At 67.3% G+C, this 14,184-nt stretch carries 12 protein-coding genes and 1 riboswitch; of the genes, 7 read left to right on the top strand and 5 right to left on the bottom strand.

Annotated features, from left to right (window positions below):
* Positions 1–27 precede the first annotated feature (27 nt).
* Together CGZ91_RS01880 and CGZ91_RS01875 are read left to right on the top strand one after the other, a co-directional pair.
* Positions 28–576, top strand: a complete 549-nt coding sequence (locus CGZ91_RS01880; protein ID WP_144008455.1) for a YdcF family protein — start codon at positions 28–30, stop codon at positions 574–576.
* A gap of 35 nt (positions 577–611) precedes the next feature.
* Positions 612–1,667, top strand: a complete 1,056-nt coding sequence (locus CGZ91_RS01875) for an LCP family protein (RefSeq protein ID WP_094452262.1) — start codon at positions 612–614, stop codon at positions 1,665–1,667.
* Between the two features lie 399 nt (positions 1,668–2,066).
* On the opposite strand, the gene CGZ91_RS01870 is transcribed toward CGZ91_RS01875, so the two are convergent.
* Entirely contained in the window at positions 2,067–2,384 is a 318-nt protein-coding gene (locus CGZ91_RS01870) for a TfoX/Sxy family protein (protein ID WP_094452261.1), read from the bottom strand.
* Between the two features lie 100 nt (positions 2,385–2,484).
* Positions 2,485–2,721, top strand: a riboswitch (cobalamin riboswitch).
* Positions 2,722–2,860: 139 nt separating this feature from the next.
* Between CGZ91_RS01870 and CGZ91_RS01865 the strand changes: the two genes are divergently transcribed.
* Both CGZ91_RS01865 and CGZ91_RS01860 read left to right on the top strand, forming a co-directional pair.
* Positions 2,861–5,464 (top strand): ribonucleoside-diphosphate reductase subunit alpha, encoded by a 2,604-nt coding sequence (locus tag CGZ91_RS01865; protein WP_094452943.1) that lies wholly within the window; start codon positions 2,861–2,863, stop codon positions 5,462–5,464.
* A 59-nt stretch (positions 5,465–5,523) separates the two neighbouring features.
* The gene (locus CGZ91_RS01860; protein ID WP_094450672.1) at positions 5,524–6,507 is read left to right on the top strand and encodes a ribonucleotide-diphosphate reductase subunit beta; all 984 of its coding nucleotides are present in this window, start codon (positions 5,524–5,526) and stop codon (positions 6,505–6,507) included.
* Between the two features lie 433 nt (positions 6,508–6,940).
* Here the strand turns inward: CGZ91_RS01860 and CGZ91_RS01855 are convergent, their stop codons facing one another.
* Positions 6,941–7,894 carry an endonuclease domain-containing protein gene (locus CGZ91_RS01855; protein ID WP_144008454.1) on the bottom strand — a complete coding sequence of 318 codons (954 nt, stop codon included), beginning with the start codon at positions 7,892–7,894 and terminating at the stop codon, positions 6,941–6,943.
* Positions 7,895–7,956: 62 nt separating this feature from the next.
* On the opposite strand from CGZ91_RS01855, the gene CGZ91_RS01850 reads away from it, so the two are divergent.
* A complete protein-coding gene (locus CGZ91_RS01850; RefSeq protein ID WP_094452259.1) occupies positions 7,957–8,178 on the top strand; it encodes a hypothetical protein in 222 nt (73 codons plus the stop codon).
* 198 nt (positions 8,179–8,376) lie between these two features.
* Here CGZ91_RS01850 and CGZ91_RS01845 read toward each other — a convergent pair whose 3' ends face one another.
* Both CGZ91_RS01845 and CGZ91_RS01840 read right to left on the bottom strand, forming a co-directional pair.
* Positions 8,377–8,991 carry a GyrI-like domain-containing protein gene (locus tag CGZ91_RS01845; RefSeq protein ID WP_094452258.1) on the bottom strand — a complete coding sequence of 205 codons (615 nt, stop codon included), beginning with the start codon at positions 8,989–8,991 and terminating at the stop codon, positions 8,377–8,379.
* A 19-nt stretch (positions 8,992–9,010) separates the two neighbouring features.
* A complete protein-coding gene (locus tag CGZ91_RS01840) occupies positions 9,011–10,213 on the bottom strand; it encodes a Fic family protein (RefSeq protein WP_179229172.1) in 1,203 nt (400 codons plus the stop codon).
* Between the two features lie 435 nt (positions 10,214–10,648).
* Here CGZ91_RS01840 and CGZ91_RS01835 point away from each other — a divergent pair, with 435 nt between their 5' ends.
* Entirely contained in the window at positions 10,649–12,415 is a 1,767-nt protein-coding gene (locus CGZ91_RS01835; protein WP_179229171.1) for a thioredoxin domain-containing protein, read from the top strand.
* Between the two features lie 90 nt (positions 12,416–12,505).
* On the opposite strand, the gene uppS is transcribed toward CGZ91_RS01835, so the two are convergent.
* Complete coding sequence (uppS, locus tag CGZ91_RS01830) at positions 12,506–13,312, bottom strand: polyprenyl diphosphate synthase (RefSeq protein WP_094452256.1); 807 nt, start codon at positions 13,310–13,312, stop codon at positions 12,506–12,508.
* A gap of 176 nt (positions 13,313–13,488) precedes the next feature.
* Between uppS and trhA the strand changes: the two genes are divergently transcribed.
* Positions 13,489–14,178, top strand: a complete 690-nt coding sequence (gene trhA / locus CGZ91_RS01825; protein ID WP_094452255.1) for a PAQR family membrane homeostasis protein TrhA — start codon at positions 13,489–13,491, stop codon at positions 14,176–14,178.
* Positions 14,179–14,184: the final 6 nt, after the last annotated feature.

Raw genomic sequence — 14,184 nt, 5'->3', positions numbered from 1 at the left:
TCTGCCACCGGTGGCAGAATCGCGACCATGGCATCGGATCGGCGGCGGGTGCCGCGTGCGTTGGTGGTGCTCGGGGCTCTGCTACTGGCGTGGGCGGTCGCGGCACCGACGTTCTTCCTGACCGTCCGGACCAGCGAGGATCCCCGCACCGAGGTGCTCTATGTGCTCGGTTCGGAGGATCGCATCGATCTCGGCCTCGCCGCCCTGGACCGGGGCGAGGCCGAGGTGTTGGTCCTGTCCGCCGCGGACCCGCAGCGGGAGGTCTGCCGCACCGGAGATCATCGTGGCCACCTCGTGCTGTGTCCGCAGCCTGATCCGATGACCACCCAGGGCGAAGCGATCCAGCTGTCCGAGCTGGCGGCGGCGTACGGGTGGACCGACATCACCGTGGTCACCCACCGGGCACACCTGCGGCGTACCTCGATCCTGATGGGCCGTTGCCACGACGGGCCGCTGCGCTACCGATCCGACGGGGTGGAGTTCGGTTGGCCGATTGTGGTCGGCCAGCTGGTTTATGAAACCGGCGCCATGGTCAAGACAATGGTGACGCCAGGTTGCAGACAGACTCTTGGCTGAGGGTTACGATCGGTCGCAGCCTGCCGGGGAGAACCATGACTGAACACGACCACACCGACGACGAGCGTCTCGACGACGCCCTGCTCGGCGATGCCGAGGAGTCACCGGCGCGGCGGCGGCGCGGTCGCAAGTTTGCGCTGATTTTCTTCAGCGGGCTGCTCGTGATCATCCTCGGTGTGGTCGGCGTGGTCGCCTACTACGCCTATCGCGCCGACTCGGCGCTCGACCAGATCAAGCGGACCGACCTGATGCCGCCGACCGACTCCCAGGTGCCCCGGCCGGAGCCGCGACCGGCGCCAGAGGCGGGACCGGCGCCGGTGACCTTCGTGCTGATCGGATCCGACGAAGGCAACATCTCACCGAATGACCCGGGCCGCAGTGACTCGCTGATGATTGCCCACCTGTCGGGCGACCGAAAGTCCGCTCAGCTGATCTCGATCCCGCGCGACCTGGCCGTCGACATCCCCGGCCACGCGAACCAGAAGATCAACCACGCCTACGCCTACGGCGGCGCGCCGCTGACCGTCGCCGCGGTGGAGCAGCTGTTCGGAGTGCGCATGGACCATGTCGCCGTCATTGACTTCGAGGGCTTCATGGAGCTCACCACCGCGCTCGGCGGGGTCACGGTCTTCAACCGAACCGCGTCGAGCTATGCGGGCTACGACTTTCCCCGCGGTGAGATCACCATCGAGGGCAAAGAGGCGCTCACCTATGTACGCCAGCGCCACGGCTTGGCCAATGGTGACTTCGATCGACAGGCACGCCAGCGAGCCGTTGTCGCCGCGATCCTCGAGAAGCTCGCCAGCGGCGACACCATCGCCAACCCCGGCAAGTTCGGTGATGCGATGGCCGTGCTTGGTCGTGCCATGACCGTCGACAACGAACTGGGCAATGACCAGATCCGCGACCTGGCACTGAGCATTCGGATGAATCCGCGCGACATCCGCTCGATGCAGGTGCCGGTCGGCTTCACGGGCATGCGCAACGGCGCCTGGGTCGCTGATCCTGATCCGGAGCAGCTGCGGCTCATGTCCGAGGCGCTGCGGAACGACTCGATGGAGGAGTACTACCAGCAGGACTATCCGAAGTAGTCCTGTCCGGCTCGGTGGGCGCCTCCGGTCCAACCGTCGGCTCTGGTTGGGGTGCGTCCGGCATACGGGGCTCCATCTCGGTGCCGGAATTGGCAGCCCGCACGATCAGCACCAGCACCACACCCACGGCCACCATGGCCAGTGCGAGCGCCACCTTGGCTGGCGTGAGTTCGACGCCGAACAGCTGCGCATGGGCGACCAAGTCGATGAGCCCCACTGGTCCCCAGGTGGTCGTACCGGTCAACACGATCCCCCCAGATGTCGACGCTTCGGATGTCAACGGTAGCGCTGCAGGTGCCGACAAACGGCCGGGTGGCCGATTCCGGAACTGGCCAATTCTGGACAGTGGGTGGGGAGCACCTGTCCAATAAGGAGGGCCCCGGTGGCGGGTGCCCGCGTTCAGCCCTTCGGGGGCAGTCGGCGTACCTGCTCCAGGGCGTGAGCCACCAAGTCGGGCAGGTCCTCGGTGTCGGCGTCCACGTCGAAGGATCGCCAATTGCGCATCGGGCGGCCCGGCATCGCCTCGCTGGCGCGCGGGTCCGTGGTGGGCCACTGCGCGTCGGGGTCCACGCGGACGAGCAGCCCGTCGTCGCCGACGGCCACCGTCATGTGACCGGCCACGAGGAAGGCCAGCCCGCCAAACATCGACTTCTCGGTGGGATTCTCCTCGGCGAGGAGGGTGCGGACTTGCTCAGCGAGCGCGAGATCGACGGCCATGGGCCCACACTAGGGCTCCGCCGGGCGAGGGGTTCGCGCTGGGGGCGGGACCTCCGCCCACCCCTAGATATTGGTACTTGCATCGGTGTCATTCACTACATATGGTGTCTCATGCAGCTGGTTCGATTCGCCGTCGCCGTGACGGTGGGTCGTCGCAAGAGGGAACCCGGTGAGATTCCGGGACTGCCCCGCAGCGGTGAATGGGAACGACCGTCGCACTGGTGGCACTGCGTCGACAGACGCGGGAAGCCGCGACCATTAGGTTCCGCACCCGCCGGTACGCCGGTGGCGCGGATCGCCCACGAGTCCGAAGACCTGCCAGTGCACGGGCAACCCAACGCTGCCCGTGGCTCACGACCCCGTGGGAGGGTCAGGGCTGGAATCGGGCAACCGGCACCCTCCGGGCGTACGCCGGCACCCACCGCCACCTCCCCTCGGTCCAGGCGCACACCTGCGAGTTCACGAGGGATGAACCGATGATCACAGTGATCAAGCGCGACGGCAGCCGCGCACCGTACGACGGCAACGAAATCGCCCGCTCCATCGAGTCCGCGGCGCGCGGACTCGACGACGCGGTGCTGCGCAGCACCCAGCTCCAGTCCGAACTGGAGATCACCCTGTTTGACGGCATCACCAGCGAAGAACTGGACCAGGCCGTCATCCAGGTCGCCCTGCAGAACGTCAAGGACGACCCTGCCTACGACACGATCGCAGCCCGGCTGCTGATCAAGACCCTCTACAAGGCCGTCTTCGGCGACACCCGCGACCTGCTCGGCGAGGACGAGCCGGACATCATCGCCGCCAAGCACCGCGACCACTTCGCCGGCTACGTACACCAGGGCGTACGCCTGGGCCTGCTCGACAGCCGCCTCGGAGACCTCTTCGACCTCGACCTGCTCGCCGCGGCTCTCGACCCCACCCGCGACGACCTGCTGCGCTACATCGGCGCCCAGACGCTGCGCACCCGCTATGCCCTGGTCGGCCCCGACCGCCGGGTGCTGGAGACCCCGCAATACTTCTGGATGCGCGTCGCGATGGGCCTGTCCCTCAACGAGGACGACCCCACCACCGCTGCCCTCGGCTTCTACGAATCGATGTCGCGACTGGAATACCTCGCAGCCGGCTCCACCCTGGTCAACGCCGGCACGGCGTACAGCCAGCTCTCCAACTGCTTCGTGATGCAGATGGAGGACGACATCGAGCACATCGCCAAGTCCGTACGCGACGTCATGTGGCTCACCAAGGGCACCGGCGGCATCGGCATGTCGGTCAGCAAGCTGCGCTGCGAAGGCAGCCCGATCCGCTCCAACAACACCGTCTCCACCGGGCCGATCCCCTTCATGCACACCATCGACTCGACGCTGCGGGCCGTCAGCCGTGGCGGCAAGAAGTTTGGCGCGCTGTGCTTCTATCTCGAAAACTGGCACCTGGACTTCGGCCAGTTCCTCGACCTGCGGCAGAACTCCGGTGACCCCTACCGGCGTACCCGCACCGCCAACACCGCCGTGTGGATCTCCGACGAATTCATGAAGCGCGTCGCCGCCGACGAGGACTGGTATCTCTTCGACCCGCTCGAGGTCGGCGACCTGGTCGAACTCACCGGCGCAGACTTCTCGAAGCGCTACGCCGAGTACGTCGAGCAGGCCCGGCAGGGGCAGATCCGGCACACCAAGATCCGCGCCCGCGAGCAGTGGAAGGCGATCCTGGTGTCGCTGCAGACCACCAGCCACCCGTGGCTGACGTGGAAGGACAGCATCAACACCCGCGCCCTCAACCACAACACCGGCACCATTCACAGCTCCAACCTGTGCACCGAGATCACGCTGCCGCAGGACCGCGACAACGTATCGGTGTGCAACCTGGCCTCGATCAACCTGTCCCGCCACGTCCACGGCCGCCACGGCGCCGGCGAGGTCACGATCGACTGGGACCGGCTCGCGGACTCGACCCGACGGGCCGTACGCCAGCTCGACAACCTCATCGACATCACCATCAGCTCGGTGCCTGAATCCGAACGCTCCAACGAACTCAACCGGGCGCTCGGCCTGGGCGTGATGGGGTTCACCGACGTCGTCGAGCGGATGGGTTGGAGCTATGCCTCGCCCGAGGCGTACGAACTGATCGACCGGCTCACCGAGTTCATCTCCTGGCATGCGATTGATGCCAGTGCAGACCTGGCCCGCGAGCGCGGTGCGTACCCGAACTTCGAGGGCTCGCGGTGGAGCGAGGGGATGGTGCCGATCGACACCCTGGAGCTGCTGGAGGCCGACCGCGGCCGCAGCGTCGAGGTCGACCGCAGCTCCCGGATGGACTGGGACGAACTGCGCATCAAGGTACGCCGCGGCATCCGCAACTCGACCCTGATGGCGATCGCCCCGACTGCCTCGATCGGGCTGGTCGCCGGCACCACGCCGGGACTGGATCCGCAGTTCAGCCAGATCTTTGCCCGCGCCACCAGCTCGGGGAAGTTCCTCGAGGTCAACCGCAACCTCGTCGCCGACCTCAAGGACGCCGGGCTGTGGGAGGACGTACGCGAGGAGCTGCTGCGCCACCAGGGGGACCTGACCAAGGTCGACGGGATCCCGGAACGCCTCCGCGAGATCTATCAGACTTCCTTCCAGGTCTCCCCGTACGCCTTCCTCCACGTCGCCGCGCGGGCGCAGAAGTGGATCGACCAGGCCATCAGCCGCAACATCTACCTCGCCAGCCGCGACGTCGGCGGGATGGCCGAGCTCTATCAGGCCGCTTGGCGGATGGGCGTCAAGACGACCTACTACCTGCACATGATGCAGCGCCACACCGCCGAACAGTCGACCGTCAAGGTCAACAAGGCTGCCAACGACACCGGGGGACGGCGGGGCTTCGGCGGCCGCGCTGGGTTCGGGCGTACGGCGCCTGCCCCGGCTGTGGAATCCGGGGCCCCCGTTACGCCGGCCGACTCTGGTACGCCGCCCAAGGTGGGCTTCGGGCGTACGGCTCCGGTCGCGCTGCCGGTGATCGAGTCCGAGACCGAACAGGTCGACGGCACCGCCTGCCCGGTCGACCCGCAGGAACGGCTCCAGTGCGAGTCGTGCCAGTGACCAGCACTGACCTGCCGACCGACACCCGCCTCACCAACGACACGAACGAGAGGACCACCATGACTTCCATCCTCGGCACCGGCATCCAGGAGGGGCTGCTGCTCAAGCCCGTCACCTATCCGTGGGCGATGGAGCTGTATGACCAGGCCGTCGCCAACACCTGGTTTCCCAACGAGATCCAGCTCGGCGAGGACCTGCAGGACTTCGCCCGGATGAGTGAGGACGAACGGCAGGCGCTGACCTTCCTGATGTCCTACTTCAACCCCAACGAGTTGCTGGTCAACAAGGCGCTGGCGTTCGGGGTGTACCCGTACGTCAACGCGGCCGAATGCCACCTCTATCTCGCCAAGCAGATGTGGGAGGAGGCCAACCACTGCATGAGCTTCGAGTACGTGCTGGAGACGTTCCCGATCAACCGGGAGCAGGCGTACGAGTCCCATGTCACCGAACCATCGATGGCGGCGAAGGAGGAGTTCGAGGTCAAGTACATCCGCCGGATGACCGAGGAAACCCTCGACATCACCACGGTGGAAGGTAAGCAGGACTTCGTGCGCAACCTGGTGGCGTACAACGTGATCCTGGAGGGGATCTGGTTCTACTCCGGCTTCATGGTGGCGCTGAGCTTCCGGCAGCGCAATCTGCTGCGCAACTTCGGATCGCTGATCGACTGGATCGTGCGCGACGAGAGCCTGCACCTGAAGTTCGGGATCAACCTGATCCTGACCGTGCTGGACGAGAACCCCGAGATCGCCACCGACGACTTCGCCGACGAGATCCGGCAGATGGTGCTGGACGCGGTCGAGATGGAGGCGGCGTACAACCGGGACATGCTCCCGAACGGGATCCTGGGCCTGAATGCGGACTACATCAACCAATACGTGCAGTACTTGGCCGATCGGCGCCTCGAGGAGCTCGGCTTCGAACCGGAGTATCGGGTCGCCAACCCGGCCAAGTGGATGGCGACCGCCAACGACACCCTGCAGCTGGTCAACTTCTTCGAGTCCACCAACACGGCCTACGAGGTGAACGCGAAGGCTGAGTGAGGCTGGTGCGCACTACGTGCAGTCGATCCTCAGAGAGTGCGGTTTTCGGGGGGTCTCAGTGAATCGACTGCACGTAGTGCGCGGCTGGGCAGCCTCGAGCCTGACGCCGGTACGGTGCTGGAGGCCCGTTGATCATGGGTGGTGGCCGAAGGACGCGGTTGCGGTGCCGCGCTCTCTGGGGTGTTCCCGCCCGGGCCGGTGGTGGTGCGCGCAAGAGCGGCAGTGCATGCTGCAGGCGACCCAGATCTGGGGTGTTCAGCGAATCGAGTGCGGCCAGTGCGCGCGGCTGGGCCGACCGGTTGCACCCTGGGTGACGGTGTTGGCCGAAGGACGCGGTTGCGGTGCCGCGCTCTCTGGGGTGTTCCCGCCCGGGCCGGTGGTGGTGCGCGCAAGAGCGGCAGTGCATGCTGCAGGCGACCCAGATCTGGGGTGTTCAGCGAATCGAGTGCGCGTAGTGCGCGCGACCCGCCAGCAGGTCTGTCACGAGGTCGATGAAGTAGCCGCGCTCCAGCAGTTGCATCCAGGTGACTCGGACGACCCGCCATCCTTCGCGGACCAGGTCTGCGTCCTCGCGACGGTCGTCCTCGAAAGCCTTGCGGGTGCCGTGGAACTCCCAGCCATCGATCTCGATCACGAGTCGGTGGCGGGGAAAGCAGAGGTCGACGACTTGGTGCCCGTGCTGCAGGTACACCGTATGGTTCGCCAACCAGCCGGTGACCCCGGCGTTGGCCAGGAGTCGATGGGCGCGGCGCTCAGCTTCCGACCACGCGTCCGCGCTGATGATGGAGGCACGCCGCCGATTTCCTCGGCGGCCCTTCATCGAGTTGAGCGCGGTCTCGAGCTCAGTGCGGTCGACAATGCGCGACCGCCGTAGCCGGTCAATTGCCCTCGGGCCGATGGTGCCGAGCAGGTCGACCGCTGCCCACACGTCCGTGGCGATCTGCTGCTCAACGTAGGTGGGGTCGACCCAGGTGCGGGTGAAGTGGAACCCCTTCGCGGTGAGGCTGAAGGGGGACGCCACATCGACCGTGTGGACCTGGCGGGCTGGCCAGTATGTTTGCGCGGCTGCGGCGGTGCCGATGATGACGTTGCGCGGGTCCTGCTCGACCGCGGCGAGGGCGAGGCTTCGCCAGTGGCGTTCCTCGCCGGCCGGCACGCAGGTGAGGCCTGGCAGGACCCGCACCAGTTCGCCGCGGTCGACGGCATGGCGGATTCGGTGGCGGAGATGCGGGCGTCGGCGTGCGGACACCGCACCGCGCTCCTCGAGGTGCTGCTGGAGTTCGTTCATGCCTACATCAGCGGTCGCCGCGGGCGGTTTTCGTCGCACCGACGCGAAGCTGTGCAAAATTCCCTGGCTCTTCGGACCTGTGGGCAACTCTGCGCTCACTAGGCGCAGTTGATGGTCGCTGAGGGCTGATTCCGGCGGTCTCGGCGCATCGACTGCGCGTCTTGCGCGCAGATTGGCTGCTCGACGTCGTGGTGAGCCTGCACGACGCACTGATCGAGGACCTGTTCGACATCGCCGAGGCCCGGGTGCTGGGCGTACGCCGTCGGCCCCGCCGCCTTGGGCTGGGGTTCGGCGCGTTGCAGCTGGCCTACTGCACCGTCGACCGGCCGCGCGGGGCGCGCCTCAGCCGTCGGCTGGACGAATCGGGCGTTGGATCGTCCTGAGGCGCTAGCCCAGCGGTGCCGGCCCAGGCCGCAGGGCCAGTGCGGCGGGGTGGGACAGGGTTCCGGGGCCTGCCGCACCATCTACCCAAGTTCTGGTCGAGCGTTGGTACGGCCGCGCGCAATACGCGCAGTCGATTCGTGCCTCGGCCCGAATCAGGGGGTTGCGGTGCATCGACTGCGGCTCTTGCGCGCAGATCCTCATGAAGCCCGCCGCACCGGTTGCCGCAGGATCGTCTTGAGACGTTCGGGTGGTACCCGGCGCGGGTGGCTCAGGTAGACCTCGTGATGGTGGCCGTTGAAGGTGAGGCCGCGGGCCGGCATCACCTCGTGGTGCAGCCGGTGCAACGTCGCGGCCTCGTCGTCGTAGGCGCCGACGTGCAGGATCTGCAGGGACCGACCCTCGGCGAGGGTCCGGATCGCCACATCGCCGACCGGCAGCTCCGGCTTCTCGTTCACCGCCTGCGCCAAACCAGTCTCGACGTCGGCCTCCGGCACGAGGTCGGGGATGACGATGAGCATCGTCCAGTCCCAGCTGTCCTTGTCGCTCGCGGCAAACGCCGCCGGGTCCGCCGAACTCCACAGACCCTCCAGCGGTGGCACCACGAAGTCGTTGCCGCCGGCCTTGGCTGCAAACTTGATCGTGTACGCGGCGGCGTACAGGCACTGGACGGCGGTGGCGTACGCGGGGGAGGTGTTCGGGTTGCCGTGCCCGTCGACGGCCAGGTGCCGCAGCGGCGGCACGGTCACCTCCACAAAGTCTCCCGCGCCCGGGCGGTAGAGATGCTTGAGGTCCTTCTTGATGTCGTACGCCATGGGTCCTCCGGTGGATGCGTCACTCCGACGTGCGATTGGTCAGGACCTCCAGGACGCGCGGTGCATAGAAGATCCGGTTGTAGCCTCCGCCGACCTCTTGAAGGATCCCCAGGTCGCCGAGTTGTCCGACGAGGGTGTTGGTCCGGTGGTAGGACAGGCCGAGTGCCGCCGCCGCCTTGCGGACAGTGAAGCTCGAGTTGGCGATGGCCACGTCCACGAGCGAGTGTGCGCTGTCCGCCCGGAGTTTGGAGTCTCGAATGATCGCCTTGAGCTCGGCCTGGACCGTGACCAGGTCCAGCATCTCGGCATGCGTCGTCTCCGCGGCTTGGCGAATGCCCTCCGCGAAGAATGCAACGAACGGGTCCCAAGCCCCCGCCGTGCTGACTGACAGCAGCGCGTCGTAGTACTGCGTGCGGCGTGCTTCGAACCATGGTGAGACAGTCAGGGTGGGCTCGCTCAGGATGCCTGATGTGACCAGGTGCAGGACGATCAGAAGGCGTCCGATTCGTCCGTTCCCGTCATGGAAGGGGTGGAGCGTCTCGAACTGATAGTGCGACATCGCGGTTGCGACGACCGGGTCGATCTGCTGGCTGTGATCCTCCTTCAACCAGGACACCAGAGCGCTGAGTCCCGCCTCGAGCTCCAAGCCGGGCGGGCAGGGGATGAATCGAGCGTTGTGCACCGGGTGCTCACGAGGGTCGGCATCAGGGCGTTGGCCGATGACGACCTGCCCCTCTCGCAGACGACCAGAGATCGGCTCGAGCGGGGTCCCCTTCATCAGCCGCCCCTGGAGGTCACACACGAAGGACGTCGTGAACGGACGGCCATCGGCGATCCAGGAGAATCCGAAGTTCGCTGCAGCCACGTAATTGAGGATCTCGGTGAGTTCGGGCGTCGTCGGTGCTTCGTCGTCGGCGATCAGCACGTCTGCCAGTGGGGCATAGGTGCCTTCGAGTGCTGACGTGCTCTGCGCTTCGCGTCGCAGGGTGGGGAGGCGCAGCAGCCTCGGATTGGGCAACTGGCGCGCCGTGCTGTCCAAGGCTGCGAGCGCGGCGCGGGCGTTGCCTATGACGAGATTCGTCTGGACGGACAAGTTCGGTGCGGTGGTCGACAGCGGACTTGGGAGGAAGGCCCGGTGCTCCCAAGCGCCAAGGGCGGGGTCGCTGCCGGTGATGGGCACGAGGCTCCCGGGTGCCGCCGGCTGAAACATCGTCAGATCCACAATGTAACTCTAACCCCACTTCACGCACATTTGAGGGATGGGGATGCTCGTAAACGAGCAGTTCACGATCGAACCGCGGTCCAGTGTCTGGCTGTGGGCCGGTCGCAGGACGAGCTGCTCGCTCGTGTCGATGTCTGATTCCGGGCTCGGCTGCGGCTGCCCGCTGTCATGTGTGAAGAAGGCTGACAGGTCGCGAGAATGTGTCAACTTTTCCGCCGATTCTTAACACGTCGCCTAATCTGGGCCGCCCCACAGGCCACGAATGTGCGTGAACGCCCACTTCACGCACATTTGAGGGATGGGGATGCGCGTAAACGAGCAGATCGCGGGCCCTGGCCGGCTGGGCGGGCGTCAGTCGGGCCGGTTCCGCACGAAAACCGCGCCCCCACTCGGTGGCCGGGGCCGCCGTTACCTCCGATGCGGCACACTGCGGGCATGGTCAACCGTCTCGGCAGCTCGTCCAGCCCCTATCTCCAGCAGCACGCCGGCAACCCGGTGCACTGGTGGGAGTGGAGTCCGGAGGCCTTCGCCGAGGCAAAGCGGCGAGACGTCCCGGTCTTCATCTCCGTCGGGTACGCCGCGTGTCACTGGTGCCATGTGATGGCGCACGAGTCCTTCGAGGACCCCGACATCGCGGCGCTGCTCAACGACAACTTCGTCGCGATCAAGGTCGATCGTGAGGAGCGGCCCGACGTCGACGCCGTCTACATGCGCGCCACCCAGGCCCTCACCGGGCAGGGCGGCTGGCCGATGTCGGTCTTCGCGACCCCCGAAGGCAAACCGTTCTTCGCCGGCACCTATTTCCCCGACACCCGCCGCGGGGGAATGCCCGGCTTCGACGAGGTCCTCACCGCCCTGGCCGGCGCCTGGGCCGACCGGCGCGACGAGGTCACCGAGTCAGCGACCGCCATCGTCGACCAGCTCCGCGAGATCAGCGAGATGCCCGCCCCCGGCGCGAAACCCGCGCCCGCCGAGGTGCTCGCCGCGCTCGCCAACGACTACGACCAGGCCCATGGCGGTTTCCGCGGGGCGCCGAAGTTTCCGCCGCACACCTTGCTGCCGGCGCTGCTCACCAGCGGCGACCCGACCGCCTCGGAGCAGGCCCACCTGACGTTGCGCCAGATGGCTGACGGCGGCATCTATGACCAGCTCGGCGACGGCTTCCACCGCTACAGCGTCGACGCCCACTGGCAGGTGCCCCACTTCGAGAAGATGCTCTATGACAACGCGCTGCTCATCGAGGCGTACGCCATCGGAGCCCGCACCGCACCCGATGAGCCGACCCGCCGCCGCTACACCGAAGTGCTCGCCGACACCATCGACTGGTTGGTCCGCGACCTGGCGGTGGTGACCGGCGAGGAATGGGCGTTTGCCTCGAGCCTGGATGCCGACAGCGCCGACATCCACGGCAACCAGCACGAGGGCATCTACTACGCCTGGAGCCCGGCGCTGCTGCGCGACGCGCTCGGCACCGACGATGCCGGCTGGGTCGCCGACCTGTGCGGGGTAACCGACGAGGGCACCTTCGAGCACGGCCTGTCGACGCTGCGCCGGCTCCGCGAACCCGCCGAGGACGAGCGCCGCCGCTGGCAGGAGGCCAAATTGTTGCTGCGGGCCGAACGCGGTCAACGCTTCCGGCCCGGCCGCGACGACAAGGTGGTCGCCGCTTGGAACGGTTGGCTCGCCGCCGCGCTCGTCGTCGCAGGCACAGCCCTGGAACGCCGCGACTGGATCGATCTCGCCGAAGGCATCGCGACGCACCTGCACCGGGTCCACACCAGCACCGTCGGGCTGGCGCGGGTGTCGATGGCTGGCGAGGCGGGCCCGGCGCGGGGCCTGCTGGAGGACCATGCGGCGGTGGCGCTGGCGTACGCGCGGCTCGCCATCGCCGGCCGCGATCACGTCTGGCAGGAACGTGCAACCGCGCTGATGCAGGCGGTTGCCGACCAGTACGCCGTCGGGGACGGGCTGGCCGACACCGCCTCCGACGCCGAGGAACTCATCCTGCGCCCCCGCGACCCGCACGATTCGCCGACCCCTTCCGGGTTGGGTAGTGCGGTTGCCGCGGCCCGGCTGCTCGCCGAGCTGGGGGACAGCCAGTGGGATCAGCGCGCCGAAAGTTGGGCCCGGTCGGCCGATGCGGTGCTGAGTCGTACGCCGCGCAGCGCCGGTTCGCTGGTGCGGGACCTGTTGCGCTCCTGAGGCGGTGCTGGCGACGGTGCGAGACCGGACCGGCCGTGCCGACGTACGTTTCCTCAACAAGTTGAGGTTCATCCAGCCCGGGCGAACCCCTCACTTGCCGAAGCGCCGCTCCCGCTGGGCGTACGAGCGCAGTGCGCGATAGAAGTCGACCTTGCGGAAATCGGGCCACAGCGCCTCACAGAAGTAGTACTCGCTGTGCGCCGACTGCCACATCAGGAAGCCGCCCAGCCGCTGCTCACCGGAAGTGCGGATGATCAGGTCGGGGTCGGGCTGGCCCTTGGTGTAGAGGTGGTCGGCGATGTCCTCGACTTCGACGGTGCGCGCCAGTTCGGCGAGCGTGGTGCCCTTGTCCGCCTCGGCGGCGAGCAGGGAACGGACCGCATCCCGCAGCTCGTGCTTGCCGCCGTAGGCGACGGCGACGTTGACCCGCAGCGAACCGGCGGTGGCCTCGGATTCGCTCGCCGCTGCTCGCAACCGCCCGGCGATCGACTCGGGCAGCAACGACAGGTCACCGACCGTGCCGACATGCCATTCCGGCACGCGTGCCAGCGCGGTCACGAGTTCCTCGATCGCGGTGAGGATCTCGTCGACCTCGGATCCGGCTCGGTTGAGGTTGTCGGTGGACAGCACCCACAAGGTGACGACTTCGATGTCGACGTCGGCGCACCACTGGCAAAACTCGACGAGCTTGTCAGCGCCGGCCCGATAGCCCGCGATCAGGGGCTGGTCGGGGGCATTCGTACGCGCCCAGCGCCGGTTGCCGTCGGCCTGGACGGCGACGTGCTTGGGGAGCCGCTCGCGTACCAGTTCATTGCGCAGCTGCTGCTCATACGTCTGGTACGCCAGGTCCCGGGGCGCCCCCGCGAGGCGCTCCTTGAGATCGTGCCACCAAGCCATGCGGCACAGAGTACTCAGCCACCGGCCAGCTGCACGTACCACCGCGGTCTGGTGTCGACAACCGGTTGCTGCCGGATCTGTGGCGGCGCAGTCTTGGGTACGTCACCAATAGCGGTTACAGTTACCTACGGAGGAGTAACTTACGCTCGCGTAGCCATGTTTTCGCGGAGGACCGCATGACCCACACCGACGCCCAGCCGACCAGCGGCCCGTCGAGCCACACCAACGCCGTTGCGCCGGTCACCAAGCCGCGGATGCGGGGCTGGCTGCACCTGGTCGCCTGCCCGATCCTGGTCATCGCCGCGGGCATCCTGCTCTTCTTCGCCCGCGACACCGGCACCCGGATCGCCGTGGTCGTCTATCTGCTCGGGGCCCTGATGCTCTTCGGCGTCAGTGCCACCTATCACCGCGGCACCTGGTCGCCGAAGGCGTTGAACGTGCTGCGCCGCTGGGACCACTCCAACATCTTCGTCTTCATCGCCGGCACCTACACCCCGCTGGCGGTCGGCCTGCTGGAGGGCACCTCGCGTACGGTGCTGCTGGTCCTGGTCTGGAGCGTCGGCCTGCTCGGCCTGGCGTCGCGGATGATCTGGCTGGGCGCGCCGCGCAAGCTCTACACGGTCCTCTACGTCGCGATGGGCTGGATCGCGATCGGCTGGATCGTGCCGTTCTACCAGGCCGGCGGCCCGCTGGCGGTCGCGCTGATCATCGTCGGCGGCCTCATCTATTCGCTCGGGGCGGTGGCGTACGCCTTCAAGCGTCCCAACCCGTGGCCGGGCACGTTCGGCTTCCACGAGGTCTTCCACCTGTGCACCGTGATCGCGGCCGCCTGCCACTTCGCCGCCATCACCATGGCTGTCGTCTGACCCCAT

The sequence above is a fragment of the Parenemella sanctibonifatiensis genome (assembly GCF_002250565.1).
GTDB lineage: Bacteria > Actinomycetota > Actinomycetes > Propionibacteriales > Propionibacteriaceae > Parenemella > Parenemella sanctibonifatiensis.
The sequence above is the reverse complement of the archived record's forward strand: the minus strand, read 5'-3'. Positions and strand labels throughout refer to the sequence as shown.